At 73.4% G+C, this 18454-nt stretch carries 18 protein-coding genes; 7 read left to right on the forward strand and 11 right to left on the reverse strand.

Translation table 11 applies throughout. From position 1 onward, the window contains the following. Positions 1–20 precede the first annotated feature (20 nt). Both ACIPN7_RS00435 and ACIPN7_RS00440 read left to right on the forward strand, forming a co-directional pair. Positions 21–731, forward strand: coding sequence for a histidine phosphatase family protein (locus ACIPN7_RS00435; RefSeq protein ID WP_400536862.1), 711 nt, complete (start codon positions 21–23; stop codon positions 729–731). Positions 732–764: 33 nt separating this feature from the next. Next, positions 765–1256, forward strand: a complete 492-nt coding sequence (locus ACIPN7_RS00440; protein ID WP_400536864.1) for a PH domain-containing protein — start codon at positions 765–767, stop codon at positions 1254–1256. 18 nt (positions 1257–1274) lie between these two features. Here ACIPN7_RS00440 and ACIPN7_RS00445 read toward each other — a convergent pair whose 3' ends face one another. Continuing rightward, a complete protein-coding gene (locus ACIPN7_RS00445; protein WP_400536866.1) occupies positions 1275–2000 on the reverse strand; it encodes a MerR family transcriptional regulator in 726 nt (241 codons plus the stop codon). A 42-nt stretch (positions 2001–2042) separates the two neighbouring features. On the opposite strand from ACIPN7_RS00445, the gene ACIPN7_RS00450 reads away from it, so the two are divergent. Continuing rightward, the gene (locus ACIPN7_RS00450) at positions 2043–2525 is read left to right on the forward strand and encodes a DUF6194 family protein (protein ID WP_400536868.1); all 483 of its coding nucleotides are present in this window, start codon (positions 2043–2045) and stop codon (positions 2523–2525) included. Positions 2526–2661: 136 nt separating this feature from the next. Here the strand turns inward: ACIPN7_RS00450 and ACIPN7_RS00455 are convergent, their stop codons facing one another. The 3 genes from ACIPN7_RS00455 to ACIPN7_RS00465 all read right to left on the reverse strand — a co-directional run bounded on the left by ACIPN7_RS00455 (position 2662) and on the right by ACIPN7_RS00465 (position 6128). After that, positions 2662–3384, reverse strand: a complete 723-nt coding sequence (locus ACIPN7_RS00455; protein WP_400536870.1) for an MOSC domain-containing protein — start codon at positions 3382–3384, stop codon at positions 2662–2664. A gap of 89 nt (positions 3385–3473) precedes the next feature. Continuing rightward, positions 3474–4649 carry a metallophosphoesterase family protein gene (locus tag ACIPN7_RS00460; RefSeq protein WP_400536872.1) on the reverse strand — a complete coding sequence of 392 codons (1176 nt, stop codon included), beginning with the start codon at positions 4647–4649 and terminating at the stop codon, positions 3474–3476. Positions 4650–4724: 75 nt separating this feature from the next. Continuing rightward, the gene (locus ACIPN7_RS00465; RefSeq protein ID WP_400536874.1) at positions 4725–6128 is read right to left on the reverse strand and encodes an amino acid permease; all 1404 of its coding nucleotides are present in this window, start codon (positions 6126–6128) and stop codon (positions 4725–4727) included. Between the two features lie 40 nt (positions 6129–6168). Here ACIPN7_RS00465 and ACIPN7_RS00470 point away from each other — a divergent pair, with 40 nt between their 5' ends. Next, positions 6169–7536: an NAD(P)/FAD-dependent oxidoreductase gene (locus ACIPN7_RS00470; protein ID WP_400536876.1), complete on the forward strand. Its 1368-nt coding sequence runs from the start codon at positions 6169–6171 to the stop codon at positions 7534–7536. 146 nt (positions 7537–7682) lie between these two features. Continuing rightward, complete coding sequence (locus ACIPN7_RS00475) at positions 7683–8873, forward strand: low molecular weight phosphatase family protein (RefSeq protein ID WP_400536878.1); 1191 nt, start codon at positions 7683–7685, stop codon at positions 8871–8873. Here the strand turns inward: ACIPN7_RS00475 and ACIPN7_RS00480 are convergent. Next, on the reverse strand, positions 8855–9949 hold the full coding sequence (locus ACIPN7_RS00480) for a hypothetical protein (protein ID WP_400536880.1): 1095 nt from the start codon (positions 9947–9949) through the stop codon (positions 8855–8857). The two genes, ACIPN7_RS00475 and ACIPN7_RS00480, sit on opposite strands and share 19 nt — an antisense overlap. Positions 9950–10173: 224 nt before the next feature. On the opposite strand from ACIPN7_RS00480, the gene ACIPN7_RS00485 reads away from it, so the two are divergent. Beyond that, on the forward strand, positions 10174–10926 hold the full coding sequence (locus tag ACIPN7_RS00485; protein WP_400536882.1) for a VOC family protein: 753 nt from the start codon (positions 10174–10176) through the stop codon (positions 10924–10926). 88 nt (positions 10927–11014) lie between these two features. Then, a complete protein-coding gene (locus ACIPN7_RS00490) occupies positions 11015–11977 on the forward strand; it encodes a sulfotransferase family protein (RefSeq protein ID WP_400536884.1) in 963 nt (320 codons plus the stop codon). A gap of 7 nt (positions 11978–11984) precedes the next feature. Here ACIPN7_RS00490 and ACIPN7_RS00495 read toward each other — a convergent pair whose 3' ends face one another. Genes ACIPN7_RS00495 through ACIPN7_RS00520 form a run of 6 tightly spaced genes read right to left on the reverse strand, consistent with a single transcriptional unit; the run spans position 11985 to position 18402 of the window. After that, positions 11985–12590, reverse strand: a complete 606-nt coding sequence (locus tag ACIPN7_RS00495) for a uridine kinase (RefSeq protein WP_400536886.1) — start codon at positions 12588–12590, stop codon at positions 11985–11987. Positions 12591–12629: 39 nt separating this feature from the next. Then, a complete protein-coding gene (locus ACIPN7_RS00500) occupies positions 12630–13121 on the reverse strand; it encodes a CoA-binding protein (protein WP_400536889.1) in 492 nt (163 codons plus the stop codon). After that, a complete protein-coding gene (locus tag ACIPN7_RS00505; protein ID WP_400536891.1) occupies positions 13118–14515 on the reverse strand; it encodes an O-acetylhomoserine aminocarboxypropyltransferase/cysteine synthase family protein in 1398 nt (465 codons plus the stop codon). Before ACIPN7_RS00505 ends, ACIPN7_RS00500 begins: the two co-directional genes overlap by 4 nt. Beyond that, positions 14512–16548, reverse strand: coding sequence for an acetate--CoA ligase (gene acs, locus ACIPN7_RS00510; protein ID WP_400536894.1), 2037 nt, complete (start codon positions 16546–16548; stop codon positions 14512–14514). The genes ACIPN7_RS00505 and acs overlap by 4 nt, the downstream gene beginning before the upstream one ends. Continuing rightward, a complete protein-coding gene (locus ACIPN7_RS00515) occupies positions 16545–17381 on the reverse strand; it encodes an ABC transporter permease (protein ID WP_400536896.1) in 837 nt (278 codons plus the stop codon). The genes acs and ACIPN7_RS00515 overlap by 4 nt, the downstream gene beginning before the upstream one ends. Next, on the reverse strand, positions 17374–18402 hold the full coding sequence (locus tag ACIPN7_RS00520) for an aliphatic sulfonate ABC transporter substrate-binding protein (protein WP_400536898.1): 1029 nt from the start codon (positions 18400–18402) through the stop codon (positions 17374–17376). Before ACIPN7_RS00520 ends, ACIPN7_RS00515 begins: the two co-directional genes overlap by 8 nt. Positions 18403–18454 lie beyond the last annotated feature (52 nt).

The following is an 18454-nucleotide window of genomic DNA, read 5'->3' on the forward strand; positions in this document are numbered from 1 at the left end:
GGACGCAGGATGCTCGTGCCATGCCCGACGAGACGTTGCCGCCCCAGCCCACCGCGCCCCAGCCCACCGCGGCCCGGCCCCCGGCCCTGCGGCCCACGCGCGACCCGCAGCTCGTGCTGCTCCGGCACGGCCAGACCGAGTGGAGCGCGAGCGGGCAGCACACCGGGCGTACCGACCTGCCGCTCACGACGGCGGGCGAGGCGCAGGCCCGGTCCGCGGGGGCGACGCTGGCCGCCTACGAGTTCGCGGCCGTCTACACGTCCCCGCGGACCCGGGCCCGGCGGACGGCGGAGCTCGCGGGACACCCCGGCGCCGTCGTCGACGAGGACCTCGCCGAGTGGGACTACGGGCCGGTCGACGGCCGCACCTCGCGCGACGTCTCGGAGATCCTGGGGCGCGACTTCCAGATCTTCGAGGACGGCGTCCAGGTGCTGCCGCCGTCCGCCGAGCACGGCGAGGGCCGGCCGGGCGAGACGCTGGACCAGGTTGCCGTGCGCGCCGCCCGGGTCATCGCCCGGGCGGAGCTCGTGCTGGCGGGGTCCGGGCCGGGGGGCGGCGGCGACGTGCTGCTCGTTGCGCACGGGCACCTGCTGCGGGTGCTCGCCACGGTGTGGCTCGGCGTCGACCCGCGGCTCGGGGCCCGGTTCGAGCTCGGCACCGCCGCCGTCTGCCTGCTGGGGTACGGGCACAGCCTGCGCACGATCGAGGGATGGAACCTGGCCGCACAGTAGATCCAGTTGGCGCAGTAAGGCAGTATTCGCGGCATGAGGGAAGAGCACCTCGCCGAGGGCGAGACCATCGTGTTGCAGCTCCGCACTCACCCGAAGAAGATCGTCAAGCCGATCCTGCTGCTCCTGGTGCTGGTCGTGATCCTGATCGCCATCTGGGTGCTGCCGCTGCCGGTCGACCCGATCGTGCTGTGGTTCGCGACGGCGATCCTCGTGGTGCTCGGCCTGGTCGCGTCCGCAGGTCCGTTCCTGCGCTGGCGCACCACGCGCTACATCATCACCAACCAGCGGGTCGCGCTGCGCACGGGCATCCTGACGCAGACCGGCCGGGACATCCCGCTCTACCGGATCAACAACGTCACCTTCGAGAAGCAGCTCAGCGACCGGATCTTTGGCTGCGGCACCCTCGTGATCTCCGACGGCACGGACCAGCCGGGCATGGTGCTCGACGACGTGCCCGACGTCGAGCAGGTGCAGCGCACCCTCCAGGACCTGGTCCGCCAGGGCAAGCTGCTCAGCGACGACTGACCGGCCCGGGCCCGGCCGTCAGGTGCCGGCCGGGTCGAGGACCGCGGCCAGGTCCGCGCCCGCGCGGAGCAGCGCGACCGTACGGGTGGCGATCTGGTCGAGGCGCCGGTCCAGGATCAAGCGGGCCTCGGCGATCCCCTCGTCGACGCCCGGAAGACGGCGCAGACTCCCGACGACGTCGCGCACGGCCGGGATCCCGTACCCGCTGCTGCGCAGTGCGGCCACGATGCGCGCCTCCCGGATCGCGGCCGGCCCGTACTGCCGGGCACGCAGGGTCGTCACGCGCTCCGGGACCGCCAGCCCCTCCTGCTCCCAGAACCGGAGCGTGGACGTGCGCACCCCGAGGGCCGCGGCGAGCTGGGTGATGGTCATGACGTCGGCGTCGGGCCCGGACTCCTCGCCCTCGATGGCGCCGAGCGCCGCCCGCGCCCGCAAGGCCTCGTCGCGTTCGCCGGCGAGCCGGACGTGCACGGCACCGATCGCGGCGGCGACGTCGGTCAGGGTTCCGGTCATCGCCTCGGCGAGCAGACGACGCGCGACCACCGGTCCGGCGGCGCTCGCCAACCCCCGGTACGCGCGCAGCGCCCGGACGTGCTCCGGCCCGTACGAGCGGTAGCCGTTGGCCGAGCGCGCGGCCGGCGGGAGCACGCCCAGCCGCTCCAGGTCGCGGACCTGTTGCACGGACCAGCCGGACTCCCGCGCGACGTCGGCGGTGCGGAGCGGCCGGGAGGCCTGAGGTGTCATGCGCTCAACCCCACAGAAGCACTTGAAGGTGATGCTTGAACCATGACATCACGAGCAGGCCTGACCATCGAGCAGATCATCGGCGCGGTACGCGAGCTCGACGGCGCACTCGTCGTCGCGCCCGCCGTCGGCGACGCCTCCGTCCCGGAGCTGGCCTGGGGCGACGCGTTCTTCTACTACGCCCCCGACGGCGAGATGCCCCGGAACGTCCAGCCGTACGGGACGATCGTCACCAAGAACTACCCGGACGACACCACCTCGGACCTCGACCCCGCCGGGCGCTGGCGCGTGAACGTCCACGTCGGACGCACGCGGCTGGCCGAGCTCATCGGAACCGTCGAGCCCGGGCAGGGTGGGCCGGCACCGAGTCCGGACACGGCCGACGTCGTCCAGCCGCACCCGGTGTACGGGACGGTCGGCTGGGTGTCCGTCGTCAACCCCGGACCCGCGACCGCCGACACCGTGCGCCAGCTCCTGCGCGACGCGCACGACGCCGCGCGTGCCCGCTTCGAGCGCCGTCACTGACGGCCGCGGACGGGGAGATGCTTGCGCCCCCGGGTGGGTAACGGAGAGGTAGCAGTGCTACGTCTCCGTTACCCACCTGGCTGCGTATCTCTTCCGCCGGAGGATCGGGCGGGGCAGACGAGCCGACCGGTACCCGTCAGTCGACGACGGCGCGGCTCGCGGCCTGCTCGCTGCGGCGGTGCATGTCGACGCTGAGCCGGATCTCGCCCGCGGCGTGCGCGTTGAGCAGCCGCTGCGCCAGCGCCTCAAGGCTCTCCGGGGCGGGCTCGTCCGTCTCGTCGGAGCCGGCGGCGTCCCGCACGCCCGCAGCGCGCGCCAGGCCGTACTGCGCGCCGAACCAGTCCGCGACGGTCACCCCGTGCAGGGGGTGGTGCACGACGTCGACGGTGTCGCCCGCGCCGAGCTCGCCGTTCTCGATCACACGCAGGTAGGCACCCGTGCGGTTGGCCTGCGTGAACCGGCGCACCCAGCGCTGCTCGCCGAGCCGCCGTCCGAAGGTCTGGCAGGGCGTGCGCGGCTGCGTGACCTCCAGCAGCGCCGAGCCGACCTGCCACCGCTCGCCGATCACCGCGGCGTTCACGTCCAGGCCGCTGACGCGCAGGTTCTCGCCGAAGAGCCCGGGCGTGACCTCCCGGCCCAGCTCGGCGGACCAGTGGTCGGCGTCCTCCTGGGCGTAGGCGTAGACCGCCTGGTCGAGGCCGCCGTGGTTGGCGCGGTCGGCCTGCACGTCCGCGTAGAGGCCGTAGGGCCGCACCTTGACCCGGCCCTCCACGGGACGCTTGTCGATCGCCGTGACCCCGACCGTGCCCGGGTCGGGATGCAGGACGTACACGCGACAGACCGCGAGGAGCTCAGCCATGCGCACATTTTCTCATCCGCGCACCACCCCACCGACCTGTCACACCCACAGGTCACCCGGGTGACCTGTGGGTGTGACACGTGCGGGGGTCACGGCAGCGGGAGCGGCTCCATCCACTGGTCGTTGGCCGTCAGGTCGATGCCGTACTCGCCGGCGAACCGCATCCGGGTCCCGGCCAGCACGCCGTCGACCGACTCGTCGAGGTCGTAGACCCGTGCGCCGCGCAGGCGGTTGCGCTCGGCGCCGCCCAGCCCGTACGTCCCGAACCCGGTGTTCCCCGCGTACCCGAGCAGCACGCCGTAGTAGTCACCCGAGTAGGTGTTCACGTGGTCGTGGCCGCAGAACACGCCGCGGACGTCGCCCCGGTGCTGGATCGCCGAGAACATGCCGGAGTTGAAGGGGCCCGGGCACTCGTCCTCGTTGCGCTCCCCCTCGATGCGGTGCCGTGCCTTGCCACGCTCGTGGTCGGCGTCCGTGCGCCCGTCCACCGAGCCGAACCACATGAACCGGTACTCCCACAGGGGGATGTGGATGAACATGAGGGCCGGCACCACGTACCCCGCACGGCGCTCCACCTCCACCGACGTGTCGTAGTACCACTTCACCTGGTCCATGCGCAGCCAGTCCCAGTGGGGGTAGCCGTCGAAGTCCTGACCCGCGAGGGTGTCGGGCGCGTACCGCCCGGAGTCGAGCAGCCAGACGTTGAACGCGGGACGCCCGCCCCGGCCCTCGATCAGCAGGTTCGAGTTGCCCTGCCCGGTGACGCCGCGCGCCGTCGGGCCGTTCACGTTGTAGCGGTAGGACCGGTAGAAGGCCAGCATGTCGGCCTCGTCCAGGCCGCTGTTCGGCGTCGAGTCCTCGTCGTGGTTGCCGAAGGTGATGGCCCAGGGGACGGCGCGCTCCTCCATGGGCTGCACCACGTTGTTCATCGCCTGGTGCATCTCCAGCGGGGTGTCGCAGCCGCCGGTGATGTTGTCGCCGTTGAGGATCACGAGGTCCGGCCGCTCGTCGTCGAGCACCGCACGCATGAGCTCCAGGGTGCGGCGGTCGATCTTCTCGTCGTCCTGCGTGTCGTTGAACTGGACGATCTTGAACTTCCCGTCCCGCCCGAACCGCAGCGACCGCTGCGGGTGCCGGCTCAGCTCCGCGGCCTCCGCCGGGGTCGCTCCGCCGGCAGCCGCCACGGTCGCGACGCCCGCCGCGCCGAGGCTGCTCAGGGACAGGAAGGTCCGGCGGTCGACGCCGTCGGCAGTGTGCTCAGTCATGCCGACGACGATCGAGGGCCCCGCTGGCGGGCGCCCGACCACCGGGTGGACCCCCGGTGACGGTCTGCTGAACGCCTACCGCACGCGGCGCAGCGCCCGCGCGATCACGTAGACCACCAGGATCAGCACCACGAGGCCGGCGGTCGCGGCGATCTGCGGCCGGGCGGCGGCGTCGGACAGCATGAGGCCCACCACCGCGACGAGCGCCACGAGCGTGGCCCACGACAGCCACGGGTAACCCCAGGCCCGCAGGCGCAGTATCTCGCCGCGCTCGGCCGCCGCGGCCTCCAGCCGCGGGCGCAGCCGGAGCTGCGAGACGACGACCAGCAGCCACACCACGAGCAGCGCCGAACCGACGGCGTTCAGCAGCACCCCGAGCAGCGACTCCGGCAGCAGGTAGTTGAGCAGCACCGCGACGACGCCGAAGAACACCGAGACCAGCACCGCGACCCACGGCACGTCGCGGCGGGAGACCCGGGTCGCGAGCGCCGGGGCGTCCCCGCGCCCGCCGAGCGAGAACAGCATGCGGGACGTCGCGTAAACGTTGGCGTTGAACGCGCTCAGCAGCGCGAGCACCACGACGACCTCCATGAGCCGCGCGGCGCCGTCGAACCCGGCCATCTGCAGCACCGACACGAACGGGGACTCGAGACGGGCGGCGTCGGTCCACGGGATCAGGGCGACCATGATCGCCACCGAGCCGACGTAGAAGAACAGGATGCGCCACAGGATGGTGCGGGTGGCGCTCGCGACGGCAGACTGCGGGTCGCGCGCCTCGGCGGCCGCGATGGTGACGATCTCGATGCCGCCGAAGGCGAAGACGACGGTGAGCAGCCCGGCCGCGATGCCGGGCAGGCCGGCCGGGGCGAACCCGCCGTAGGAAACCCACTCCCCCAGGACGCTGCCGCTCACGGGCACGACGCCGACCACGATCAGCACCCCGAGCACCAGGAAGCCGACGATCGCCAGGACCTTGACGGTGGCGAACCAGAACTCGGCCTCGCCGAACTGGCGCACGCCCACCAGGTTGATCGCCCCGAACACCGCGACGACCGCGGCCGCGACCGCCCACTGCGGCACCGCCGGCCACCAGCCGTGCACGATCCCCGCGACGCCGGTCACCTCGACGCCGAGCACCATGACGATCGTGAACCAGTACAGCCAGCCCAGCAGGAACCCGGCCCAGCGGCCGAGCGCGGCCTCCGCGTAGACGGAGAACGAACCGCTCGACGGGAGCGCCGACGCCATCTCCGCGAGCATCCGCATGACGAGCACCACGATCGCGCCCGCTATGGCATAGCTCACGAGGACGGCGGGGCCCGCCGCGGCGATGCCGAGGCCTGAGCCGAGGAACAGGCCCGCACCGATCGCGGAACCCAGACCCATCATGGTCAGGTGGCGCGTGCGCAGGCCATGGGCCAGCTGCTCGCTGCGGGCGGTGGTTTTGGCGGGGTCGCTCTGGTGGTCGGTGGTGCTCACGACCGACCACGGTAACCCGGGCGGTGAGAGACTCGTGCTCGTGACCGAATCTGCACACACCCCCGTGCACGACCCTGAGGACGACGAGGACTACGGCCTCGAGAAGACCCTGAGCGAGGACCCCGATCCGCTGCCGCACGTGGTCGTGGTGGGCGGCGGGTTCGCCGGCATGGCCGCGGTCCGGGCGCTGAAGGACGCACCCGTGCGGATCACGCTGATCGACCGCCGCGTCTACAACACCTTCCAGCCGCTGCTGTACCAGGTCGCGACCGGCGGCCTGAACCCGGGCGACGTCACCTACTTCCTCCGCGGCCTGCGGCTCAGGCAGAAGAACGTGCACGTGGTCCACGAGCACCTGGTGGAGGCCGACCACGCCGCGAAGAAGATCCGCCTGCTCAACGACCACTGGATCAGCTACGACTACCTCGTGGTCACCGCGGGCGTCACCACCAACTTCTTCGGCACGCCGGGCGCCAAGGAGTTCGCGTTCCCGATGTACTCGCGCTCGCAGGCGATGCGGATCCGCGACAACCTCTTCATCCGCCTGGAGAAGGCCGCGAAGTCGAAGCGCGCCGACGACGGCCTGCGCGTCGTGGTCGTCGGCGGCGGCGCCACCGGGGTCGAGGTGGCGGGCGCGCTCGCCGAGCTGCGCACCGCGGGCCTCGCGCCCGCCTACCCGGAGATCCACGGCGACGCGTTCGAGGTCAAGGTGGTGCAGCGCGGCGGCGAGATCCTCAAGTCGTTCGCGCCCAAGCTGCGTTCGTACGCGGCCCAGGAGCTGCGGCACCGCGGGGTCTCGCTGCACCTGGGCGCCGGGGTGGCGGCCGTGGAGCGCGAGGCCGTGGTGCTCACCGACGGCACCCGGATCCACGCCGACCTCACCGTCTGGTCCGCCGGCGTGCGCGTGCACGACGAGGTGACCGACTGGGGCCTGCCGCAGGACGAGGGCGGCCGCATCAAGATCGGCGACGACATGCAGGTCGTGGGCCTGCCGGGCGTGTTCGCCGCGGGCGACATCGCGATCTCGCCGTCGGACCTGCCGCAGCTCGCCCAGCCCGCGATCCAGGGCGGCCTCATCGCAGGCCGGAACATCCGCGCCCTGCTCGACGGCGAGCCCCTGCAGGAGCTGCGCTACGTGGACAAGGGCACGATGGCGGTGATCGGCCGCCGCGCCGCGATCGCCGAGATCAACCTGCCCGGGGGCCGGTCGCTGCGCATCACCAAGGGCCTGGCGTGGATGGTGTGGCTGTTCGTGCACATCATGTCGCTCGTCGGACCCCGCAACCGGGTCACGACGCTCGCGGGCCTGGTCACGCGGTACGGGTTCCCGTTCCACCGGCGCCCCGTCCCGATCGTGGGCGACGTGCCGACCGTGCGGCCGCCCCGGTCGGGGAGCCGGCGGCCCTGAGCGTTTCACCCCGTACGCCCCGCCGCAGTGCCCGCTGCCCGGACATCGCCCGCTCACGTGACAGACTCGGCGCGCTGCCCGGCGAAACGGCGCGGTAGCCTCACTCCTGGCGCTCGGCCACAACGCCGTCGGCCAAGGAGAAACCCATGACCCCGGACGAGCTGCGCTCGGCACAAAAACTCACCATGGCGAACCCCGAGCGGTTGCGTCTGCTGGCCCGGCTGCTCACGCACCCCGAGGGCCGCTGCACCGCCGAGGACCTGGTGCTGCGTGCCGCGCCGGAGGACCCGCGCCCGGGCGGGCCGGAGGCCGGTGACCTGCCGCAGGGCGTCGCCGCCGCACGGGCCGCCGCGGACGTGGAGGAGCACCTCGAGGCGCTGGTCGCGGTGGGGCTGGTCGCCGTCGTCGGGCCCATGCCCTCGGACGCGGCGCTGTACCGCGTCTCGTCCCGCGGGATCGCGCGGTTCGGGTCCGCGGCCCTCGCGGCCCCGCGGTACCCCGGCGAGGCGACGCTCGACGCGCGCGACCACGACGCGCTCCTCGACCGCCTGGTCGACACGCTCGCCGTCACCTTCGCCGCCAACGCGGGCGCCGGGACCGTGGACCGGCTGGTCCGGGAGTCCTACTCCGCGCTGAACAGGCAGGTGCAGTCGTCCGAGCAGGTGCCGGCGCTCACCGCGTGGCTCGCGACGGACCGGCTCGCCGCCATGACCGAGGTGACGCACGGTTCGCCGCGGGACGTGCTGTTCGTCTGCGTGCACAACACCGGCCGGTCCCAGATCGCTGCGGCGGTCACTCGGCGCCTCGCGGGCGACCGCATCCGCGTGCGCACCGCGGGCACCCGGCCGGTGGCCGAGCCCGACACGATGACGGAGACGGTGCTCGCCCGCCGCGGCCTCGACGGGCTCATCGAGTTCCCGCGCGAGCTCACGGACGACATCGTGCGCACCTCCGGGGTGATCGTGACGATGGGCTGCGGCGACGCGTGCCCCGTCTTCCCCGGGCGCCGCTATCTCGACTGGCCCCTGGACGACCCGGCGGGCCGGCCCATCGAGGAGGTCGAGCGGATCGTCGACGACATCACCGCGCGGGTGCGGGCGCTCGTCGCGGAGATCGACGCGGCGGACGAGCCGGCGGCCGCGGCCGGGGTCGCCGCCGGGTTCGCGATCGCGGCGTCCGGCGTCGCGTCGTCCGACATCGCGCCGGCGGAGCCGGTGGCCGCCGACGGCACGTTCGGGGCGGAGCAGCAGCGCGGCTGGCTCCCCCGGCTGGCCCGGCGGCCGTGGACCGTCGTCACGACAGCGCTCGGCGCCAGGGGTCAGCGGAAGGCGCGGTAGCCGGTCGGCTCGACCTCGGGTCCCCAGGTGTCCAGCGCCCAGGCCGCGGCGTCGCCGAACGCGGCCGCCAGCGCCGGGAGGTCGTCGCGCAGGTTGAGCGCGCCCCAGCGCCAGCGGGACACCATGAGCTGCCGGTAGGACGGCGACCTGCCCGCCGGGCCGACCAGCTCGCGCCCCGCGACGGTGCTCTTCCACAGCCAGCCCGTGACGAGGACCAGGTAGATCGCGCACGCCTGCCGCACGGAGGTGGCCCAGCCGGGTCCGGACACGATGTCGGGCGCATGCTCGGCCAGGCCTGCGGTGAGCTCGTCGAGGAGCATGTCCGTGAGGCCGGGCGGCGGGTCGAACACGCACCAGCAGGTGGCGAAGGGCAGCAGCCCGTACGCGGCGACGAACGCGGCGTGCTGGACGTCGGTGCCCTCCAGGTCGAGGAAGCGCCAGCCGTCCGGGCCGAGCACCGCGTTGTCGGGGCAGGTGTCCGTGGGCGAGACGATCGCGGCGGCATCGGGGGTGCGCAGGTGCTGGGCTGCGGCGAGCTCGGCCTCGATCGCGGCCCGGCGCGCCGCCGTGCCCGGCACGTCGAGCAGGCGGTCGAGCCCGGCCCGGAGGTCGGCGTCGGCGTCCCACGGCTCGGCGGCGGCCAGACGGCTCCGCGCCTCGTCGACCCGGCCGCGGGAGCCTCCGGTCGTGCGGCCGAGCGCGCGGGCCCAGGTCCGGGCACCGTCCCACGCCGCGTCGCGGTCGTCGCCGACGAGCAGGTCGGCAAGGGTGGGCAGGTCGCCGAGGTCGGACATGACGACGAGGTGGTGCTCCGGGTCCTGCGCGAGCAGGGTCGGGGTGCCGGGACACAGGTCCAGGCCGACGGCCTCGCGGACGAACGCGCCGTCGTCGGACAGGAAGCGCTTGACGATCACCGTGGCCGGGGCGCCCTGGTCCGTCCCGTCGACCCGGCAGCGGAGCACCTGCGAGCGGGCGGAGCCGCCCAGGTCGACCGGGTCGGTCAGGCGGACGCCGCCCGACGGCGGGAGTGCCGCCTGGGTCAGTGCTGCCTCGGCGAGGGCGACGGTGTCGTTCACCGGGACAGTGTGTCCGCTGCTCACCGGGCAGGACCACACAATTCACAGGACTGTGGACAACATCTGTGGATAACTCCGCGGGGGTGCCCGTCACCAGTGGTGTGCGCTGTGGATAACCCGGTGGACAGCGCGGCGCAACTTATTCCGCTGGGGAGTGTCGGTGACCGGGTGCAAGGTAGGAGTCCGAAGCGTTCCTCGTGCGACGACCTCCCGAAGGGCTGGCCATGACCGAATCGACCTCCACCGGAGCAGAGACCGACCGACCCACGCCCGAGGGGGTGGGCGTCCTGCGCTCGGTGGTCCTCGACGTCCCCGACCTCGGCACCGAGGCCGACTTCTGGACGGCCCTGACCGGCGGGACCGTGAAGTTCACGGACCACGACTGGATCACGGTCAGGACCCCCGACCAGTGGGACGTCGCGTTCCAGCTCGCACCCGACCACGTTCCGCCGCAGTGGCCGGGACAGGAGCACCCCCAGCAGGCGCACATCGACCTGTACGTGCCCGACCTGGCCGCCGCGAGCGCCCGCGCGGTGGAGCTCGGGGCCACCGTGCTGCGGGAGAACGAGCGGTGGATCACGCTGTCCGACCTCGCGGGGCACACCTTCGACCTGTGCCTCAAGGAGGAGTCCGACGGCGTGACCGTCATGGGTCCCACCTTCGACTGCGCGGACGCGTCCGCCCTCGCTCTGTTCTGGTCCCGGATCCTGGGCACCCCCGTGGCGTACGACGCGGACGGTGTCGCGATGCTCGGCGGCCCCCGGCCGGTGCTGTTCCAGTCGGTGGAGAACTACAACGCACCGCAGTGGCCGGACCCCGCGCACCCGCAGCAGGTGCACCTGGACATCGGCGTGCCCGACCTCGACGCGGGCGAGGCCGCGGTGCTGGCGCTCGGGGCGACCCGGCTGCCGGGCGAGGGCTCGGGCTTCCGGGTGTTCGCCGACCCGGCGAACCACCCGTTCTGCCTGGTGCTCTGACCGGGAGGGTCAATGTGCGGCTCCGGGAAGCGCAGGGCCACCCGCCGTGCCACGGTGGGTGGCGGTAGGCCGCGCGAACGGAGTCGGGATGCTCACGGTGCGAGGGACGGGCACGCAGCTCGCCCGCCGCTGCGCCACCGCGCTGGAGAAGCACGCGGGGCTTCGGGTCACACGCGTGCCGCGCGCCCGCGACCACGGGAGAGGTGCGGACGGCGCGGCGACGGGAGGAGCGGGGACGAACGGAGCGGGCCGGCCCGGGAAGGGCCGGATCCGCCCGCCACGGGACCCGGCCGACCGTCTGCTGGTGGCCCCCGTGTTCGTGCTCTCCGCACCCCGGTCCGGGTCGACGCTGCTGCGGGTGGTGCTGGACAGCCACTCCCGGGTGCACGCGCCCATCGAGACACACGTCCGGCGGCTGTCCGTCGATCCCACGACGCCGCTGGTCCGCAGGGCGATGGAGGCCCTGGGGCACAACACCGCCGACGTCGAGCACATCCTGTGGGACCGGATCCTCCACCGGGAGCTGCTGCGCAGCGGCAAGGACGTCATCGTGGAGAAGACGCCCAGCAACGTGTTCGCTGCCGACCGGTTCGCGACCTGCTGGCCCGACGCACGCTTCCTCTTCCTGCTGCGCCATCCCGTGTCGATCGCCCGGTCGTGGCACGACGCCGACCCGGCGCGGCGGCCCATGAACCGCGCCGTCCTGCACACACTGGAGTACATGCGGGCGCTGGACGACGTCCGGCAGCGGCTCCCCGGGCTCACCGTGCGCTACGAGGACGTCACCGAGGACCCGGCGGCCGAGTTCCACCGGATCTGCGACTTCCTCGACCTGCCGTGGGAGCCGGGCATGATCGCCTACGGCGAGCAGGACCACGGCGACTTCCACAAGGGTATCGGCGACTGGCGGGACAAGATCCGCAGCGGCACCGTCCAGCCCGGGCGCAGCATCCCGCGCCCCGGTGCGATCCCGCGCGAGCTGCGCCCGATGTGCGAGAGCTGGGGCTACGTCGAGGCGAACGCCGCGAGCGACGACCGAGGTCAGGAGTGAGCGAGCGTCAGGCGTGCACCAGCGCCGGGTGCTCGGGATGGTCGACCCGGACCAGCAGGTCGGGCACGCCTGCGATCTCCCGGTCGTACCGCTCGTAGGCCGGGATCGCCCACTCCTCGTCCGGCGGTGTCCGGCGCCGGAGCGTCGCGGGCTTGATCGCGAGGTGCACGGCGACGTCCACGTCGAGCCCGCGGCCGATCGCGAGCGCGCCGTCGAGCACCAGGACGGCGCCAGGACCCGCGCCGACGTACCCCGCCCGCGTGGCCCGGTCGGTCTCGGGGTCGCGCAGGCTGGGCAGGTACTCGCCCCGCTCGACGACGCGCGTCAGCACCTCGCGGTTGAGCGCGGCGACGTCGATCCAGCCGTCGAGCAGGCTGTCCGGGTCCTCCCGCCCGTGCTCGAGCCGCAGGGACCGCGGGCGGAGGAAACCGCCCACCCCGACCCGCGCGACGGGCCGGCCGAGGGCTTCCAGGGGTGCGACGAGCGCGTCGGCCAGCCGTTCCGGGCGCGTGGACGGGTGCCCGTCGACCAGCAGCCGGACCGGGGTGCCGGTAGGGGCACCCCGGCCCAGCACCAGGTCGACGAGCCGCTCGACGAGGAGCGGCTCGCTCACGGGTTCGACGCGTGCGCTCATCGTCCGGCGGGCGGAGCCCTAGCGCTCCGCCCGGCGGGAGCTGATCACGCCCGTGTCGAAGCCAGCCAGGTGCAGCCCGCCGTGGAACCGCGCGTGCTCGATCTTGACGCACCGGTCCATCACGACGTTCAGCCCGCCGGCCTCGGCCTTGCGCGCCACGTCCTCGTGCCACGACCCGAGCTGCAGCCACAGGGTCTTCGCCCCGACGGCCAGCGTCTCGTCCAGCACGGTCGGCAGGTCCTCGTGCCGCCGGAAGGCGTCGACGAGGTCGGGCACGACGGGCAGGTCGGCGAGGCTCGGGTACACGGGGTGCCCCAGGATCTCCGTGGCCCGCGGGTTCACGAAGTACACGTCGTACGGCGACGAGGAGAGCAGGTAGGTGGCCACGAAGTAGCTCGCGCGCGCCGGGTTGGCGGACGCCCCGACGATCGCGATCGACTGTGTCGAGCGCAGGATCCGCAGGCGTTCCGGGGCGCTCGGGCCCTGCCAGGTCCGCGTGGTCTCGCTCATCGGTTCACTCCGGTCGCCTTGGTCAGTGCCTGGTCGAGGTCCCAGAGGATGTCCTCGACGTCCTCCAGGCCCACCGAGATGCGGATGAGGTCCTCGGGCACGCCCGCCGCCTCGAGCTGCTCGGCGCTCAGCTGCTGGTGCGTGGTCGACGCCGGGTGGATCACCAGGGTGCGCGCGTCGCCGACGTTCGCCAGGTGCGACGCGAGCTGCAGCGACTCGATGAACAGCCGGCCCGCCTCGCGGCCGTCCGGGAGCGGCAGGTGCTCCTCGACGGGCACCACGGCGCCGACCGGGGCGTCCGTGGCGAGGGCCAGGCTCTCGGCGTCGGGCCCGGCGCCCGGCGAGGGGACCTGCAGGCCGAACGCGAAGACCGAGCCCGGCCCGAGCGGCAGGTACTTCTGCGCCCGCTCGTGGTGCGGGTGCGTCGGCAGCCCGGCCCAGAGCACGTAGGAGACGCGGGGGTCGGTGTCCAGCCACTCGGCCACGGCGCGAGCGTTCGCCAGGTGCGCGTCCAGGCGGTGCGGGAGCGTCTCGACGCCCTGCAGGAGCTGGAAGGCCGACTGCGCGGACAGCGCCGGGCCGATGTCGCGGAGCTGCTCGGAGCGCAGCTTGGTGAGGAAGCCGTACTCGCCGAAGTTGCCCCACCAGCGCACGTCCCCGTAGGACGGCACGGGCTCGGTCATCTGCGGGAACTTGCCGTTGCCCCAGTCGAACCGCCCGGACTCCACGACGACGCCGCCGAGCGTCGTACCGTGCCCGCCGAGGAACTTGGTCACGGAGTGGATCACGATGTCCGCGCCGTGCTCGATCGGCCGCACCAGGTACGGCGTGGCGAGGGTCGCGTCGACGACGAGCGGGATGCCCGCGGCGTGCGCCACCTCGGCGAGCCCCTCCAGGTCGGCGATCTCGCCCGACGGGTTGGCCACGACCTCGGTGTAGAGCACCTTGGTCTCGGGGGTGATCGCCGCGGCGTAGTCCGCGGGGTCGGTCCCGGGCACGAACGTGGTCTCGACGCCGAACCGGCGCAGCGTCACGTCGAGCTGCGTCACCGTGCCGCCGTAGAGCTGGGCCGAGGCGACCACGTGGTCCCCCGCCCCGACGAGCGCGGCGAAGGTGATGAACTCGGCCGACATGCCGGACGCCGTCGCCACCGCGCCGATGCCGCCCTCCAGCGAGGCGATGCGCTCCTCGAGCGCCGCCACCGTCGGGTTGCCGATGCGCGAGTAGATGTTGCCGTACTTCTGCAGCGCGAAGAGGTTCGCGGCGTCGTCCGTGTCCTGGAACACGAACGACGTGGTCTGGTAGATCGGCACCGCCCGCGCCCCGGTGGCCGCGTCGGGGATGCCCCCGGCGTGAAGGGCCCGCGTGCGGAACCCGAAGGTGTGCTCGGTCATCGTCCTGCCTTCCTCTCCGCGACTCCTGCTGCCAGGACGGCGCGGATGTCCTCGACGGCCCACGGGTTCTGCAGCGACGTGACGTCGCCCAGCTCCTCGCCCTGCCACAGCTGCGCCAGGAGGCGCCGCATGATCTTGCCCGACCGCGTCTTCGGCAGCTCGGGCACCGCGATCACGTGCCGCGGCTTCGCCACCGGGCCGATCTCGCGCGCGACCTGCGACCTCAGCTCGGCGGCCGCGGCGTCCGCCACCTCCGGCGACGTCGTGCCCGCCCAACCTACGCCCACGCCGGACGGCACCACGAACGCGGCCACCGCCTGACCGGTCACCGGGTCCGGCACGCCCGCGACGCCCGCCTCGCCGACCGCCGGGTGCGCCACCAGCGCGGACTCGATCTCGATGGTGGACAACCGGTGCCCGGACACGTTCACGACGTCGTCCAGGCGGCCCAGCAGATGCACGTTGCCGTGCTCGTCCAGCACCGCGCCGTCGCCCGCCACGTAGTACGCACCTGCCGGGCCGTGGCCCGCGAACCGGCGCCAGTACGAGTCGAGGAGCCGCCCCGGGTCGCGCCAGACGGTGCGTGCCATGCCCGGCCAGGGCCGGGTCACCACCAGGATGCCGGGCTCGCCGGGCCCGAGGCGGCGGCCGTCGTCGTCCACCACGGCGACCTCGATGCCCGGGAGCGCGCGTGTCGCCGAGCCGGGGACGAGCCTCGTCACGCCCGGGAGCGGCGCCACCATGGCGGCGCCCGTCTCGGACTGCCACCAGGTGTCGACGACGGGCAGCTCGCCGCGGCCGAACGTCGCCCGGAACCACTCCCACGCGGCGGGGTTGATCGCCTCGCCGACCGTGCCGAGGATGCGCAGCGACGACAGGTCGTGCGCCGGCAGCGTCTCGCCGAACCACGTCATGAAGGTCCGGATCAGCGTGGGCGCCGTGTAGTACACGGTGACGCCGTACCGCTCGATGATCTCCAGGTGCCGCTCGCGGGACGGCGTGTCCGGCGTGCCCTCGTAGATGACCTGCGTGAGCCCGTTGGAGAGCGGGCCGTAGATCTCGTAGGTGTGCGCCGTGACCCAGGCCAGGTCGGCCGTGCACCAGTGCACGTCGTCGGGCTTCGCGTCGAAGTGCGCCCAGTGGGCCCAGCTCGCGTGCGTGAGGTACCCGCCCGACGTGTGGACCAGGCCCTTCGGCTTCCCGGTGGTGCCGCTGGTGTAGATGATGAAGAGCGGGTGCTCGGCGTCGAACGCCTGCGCCTCGTGCACCTCCGGCGCCGTGTCGACGGCCTCGTGCCACCAGACGTCGCGGTCCGTCCAGGCGACGTCGGAGCCCGTGCGGCGGATGACCAGCACGTGCTCCACGTGGTCGAGCCCGGCCACGGCCTCGTCGGCGGTCGCCTTGACCGGCGTCGCGACGCCGCGGCGGAACTGCCCGTCGGTGGTGACCAGGAGCTTGGCGGACGTGTCCGCGAGGCGGAAGCGCAGCGCCTCCGCGCTGAACCCGCCGAACACCAGGCTGTGCACCGCGCCGATCCGCGCGCAGGCGAGGGCCACGACCACGGTCTCGACCAGCACCGGCAGGTAGACGACCACGCGGTCGCCGGGGCCGACGCCGAGGGCGGTCAGCGCGTGCGCCGCCTGTGCGACGCGCCGCTGCAGGTCGGCGTAGGTGACCGTGGTGCGGTCGCCGTTCTCGCTCTCCCAGTGCAGCGCGACCTGGGCGCCCCGGCCCGCGGCGACGTGCCGGTCCGCGCAGTTCACCGCGACGTTCAGCCGGCCGCCGACGAACCAGGCGGCCTCGGGGACGCTCAGGTCGTCGGGGTCGCCCGGGTCCGGCGCGCCTGCGCCGCCGTCACCGCGGCGCTCCGGCGGCGACCACGTGTGCGCGGTGTGCCACAGCGTCGTCCAGTCGAGGCGGCGGGCCGCCTCCTCCCAGAACGCGACCGGGTCCGCGGCGGCCCGGTCGTAGGCCTCGGCGGTGACGTTCGGCGCGGTGACGTCCGGCACGGCCGTGCGCGGCGCCGCCGTCACGTCCACCTCCGCAGCAGACGCCGCTCGCCCAGCCCGATCAGCGCGTCGGTCAGCTTGCCCAGCACCGCGAGCAGCACGATCGCGAGCAGGATGCGGTCCACCCGGCCGTTCTGCTGGGAGTCGTTGAGCAGGAACCCGAGGCCCATCGACGACGCGATGAGCTCGGCGGCCACGAGGAACAACCACGACTGCGCGAGCGCGAGCCGGAGCCCGGCCACCAGCGAGGGCAGCACCGCGGGGAGCTGCACCACCGACAGGAGCCGCAGCCCGCGCAGGCCGAACGCCCGGCCGGCCTCGACCAGGTGCGGGTCGACGTGCCGCAGGGCCGCCGCGATGGTCGTGTAGACGGGGAAGAACGCGCCGATCGCGATGAGCGTGATCTTGGACTCCTCGCCGATCTTGAGCCACAGGATCAGCAGCGGCACCCAGGCGAGCGACGGCACGGCGCGGATCGCGCCGAGCGTCGGCGCGAGCAGCAGGTCGCCGAGCTTCGACAGCCCCACGAGGGAGCCGACGGCGAGGCCCGCCGCCGCGCCCAGCGCGAACCCGATGAGCACGCGCTGCGTGGAGATCGCCACGTGGCGCCAGAGCTGGCCGCGCTGGACCAGGTCGACGGCGGCGTCCCACACGGCCACCGGGCCCGGGAGCTGGTACGGCGGGACGAGGCCGGCGGCCGTGGCGCCCCACCAGACCGCGAGAAGCACCACGGGTACGAGCAGCCCCAGCGCGATCCGCCCGGCCCGGCCGGCGGCACGCCCCGGGCGGCCGGACGCCGGGGCGGCATCGCCGGCACCGGCCGCCCGGCCGGCACCGACCGCTCGTTGGTCAGCCATCCGAGGCCACCGCCTCCTGCGCGAACTCGGGGGCGAATAGCTCGTCCAGCGCGGTGTCGACGTTCTTCTGCGCGGCCACGTCGCCCGACTCGACGAAGATCGGCCCGACGACCGCCAGCACGTCGCGCTGCTTGTCGCCCGGGACCGGGTCGAGGTCGAGCACCGTGCGCTCCTCGATCACCGTGGACGCGACCTCGGGGTCGATCGAGGCGACCTCCGCCAGCAGCGCGGACAGCTCCTCCGGGTTCTCCAGCGCCCAGGCACGGGCCTGCTCGTAGGCGTCGACGACGGCCTGCGTGACGTCCGGGTGCTCGTCCACGAACTCCTCGCGCGCGTTGAGGAACCCGTACGTGTTGAAGTCGATGTTGCGGTAGATCAGCTTGTCGCCGGCCTCCGCCTCGGCCGCCGCCATGATCGGGTCCAGGCCCGACCACGCGTCGACGGAGCCGTTGTCGAGCGCGGCCCGGCCGTCGGCGTGCTGCAGGTTCTGCACCTCGACCTCGTCGAGCGGGATGCCCGCCTCGTCCAGGGTCTGGAGCAGGAAGAAGTAGGGGTCGGTGCCCTTGGTGGCAGCGATGGACGCCCCCTTCAGATCCGCCACGTCCTTGATCTTCGAGTCGCCCGGGACCACGATCGCGGCCCACTCCGGCTGGCTGTAGATGTCGACCGTGCGGATCGGGGACCCGTTCGCGCGCGCCAGGAGCGCGGCGGACCCGGCCGTCGAGCCGAAGTCGATCGCCTCGGCGCGGAGGTTCTCGTTCGCCGTGTTCGAGCCGTCCGACTGGACCCAGGTGACCTCGACGCCGTCGAGCTCCTCCTCCAGCCAGCCCTGCTCGCGGACCACGAGGCTGAGCGGGTTGTACGTCGCGAAGTCGATGTTCAGGGTGTCGGTGCTCCACTCGCCCGCGCCCTCGCCGCCGCCGGCGGCGGCCGACCCCTCACCGGCCACGCAGCCGCTCATCGCCATCGCCGAGACGAGGGCCAGGCCGGACGCCAGAACGGTGTGCCTACGGTTACGCATGGGTTCTTCCTCTCGCTGCCCGACGGCGGTCGGCGGGCTGGGTGGTTCGGTG

The organism is Promicromonospora sp. NPDC090134 (genome assembly GCF_044746965.1).
Classification (GTDB): Bacteria; Actinomycetota; Actinomycetes; order Actinomycetales; family Cellulomonadaceae; genus Promicromonospora.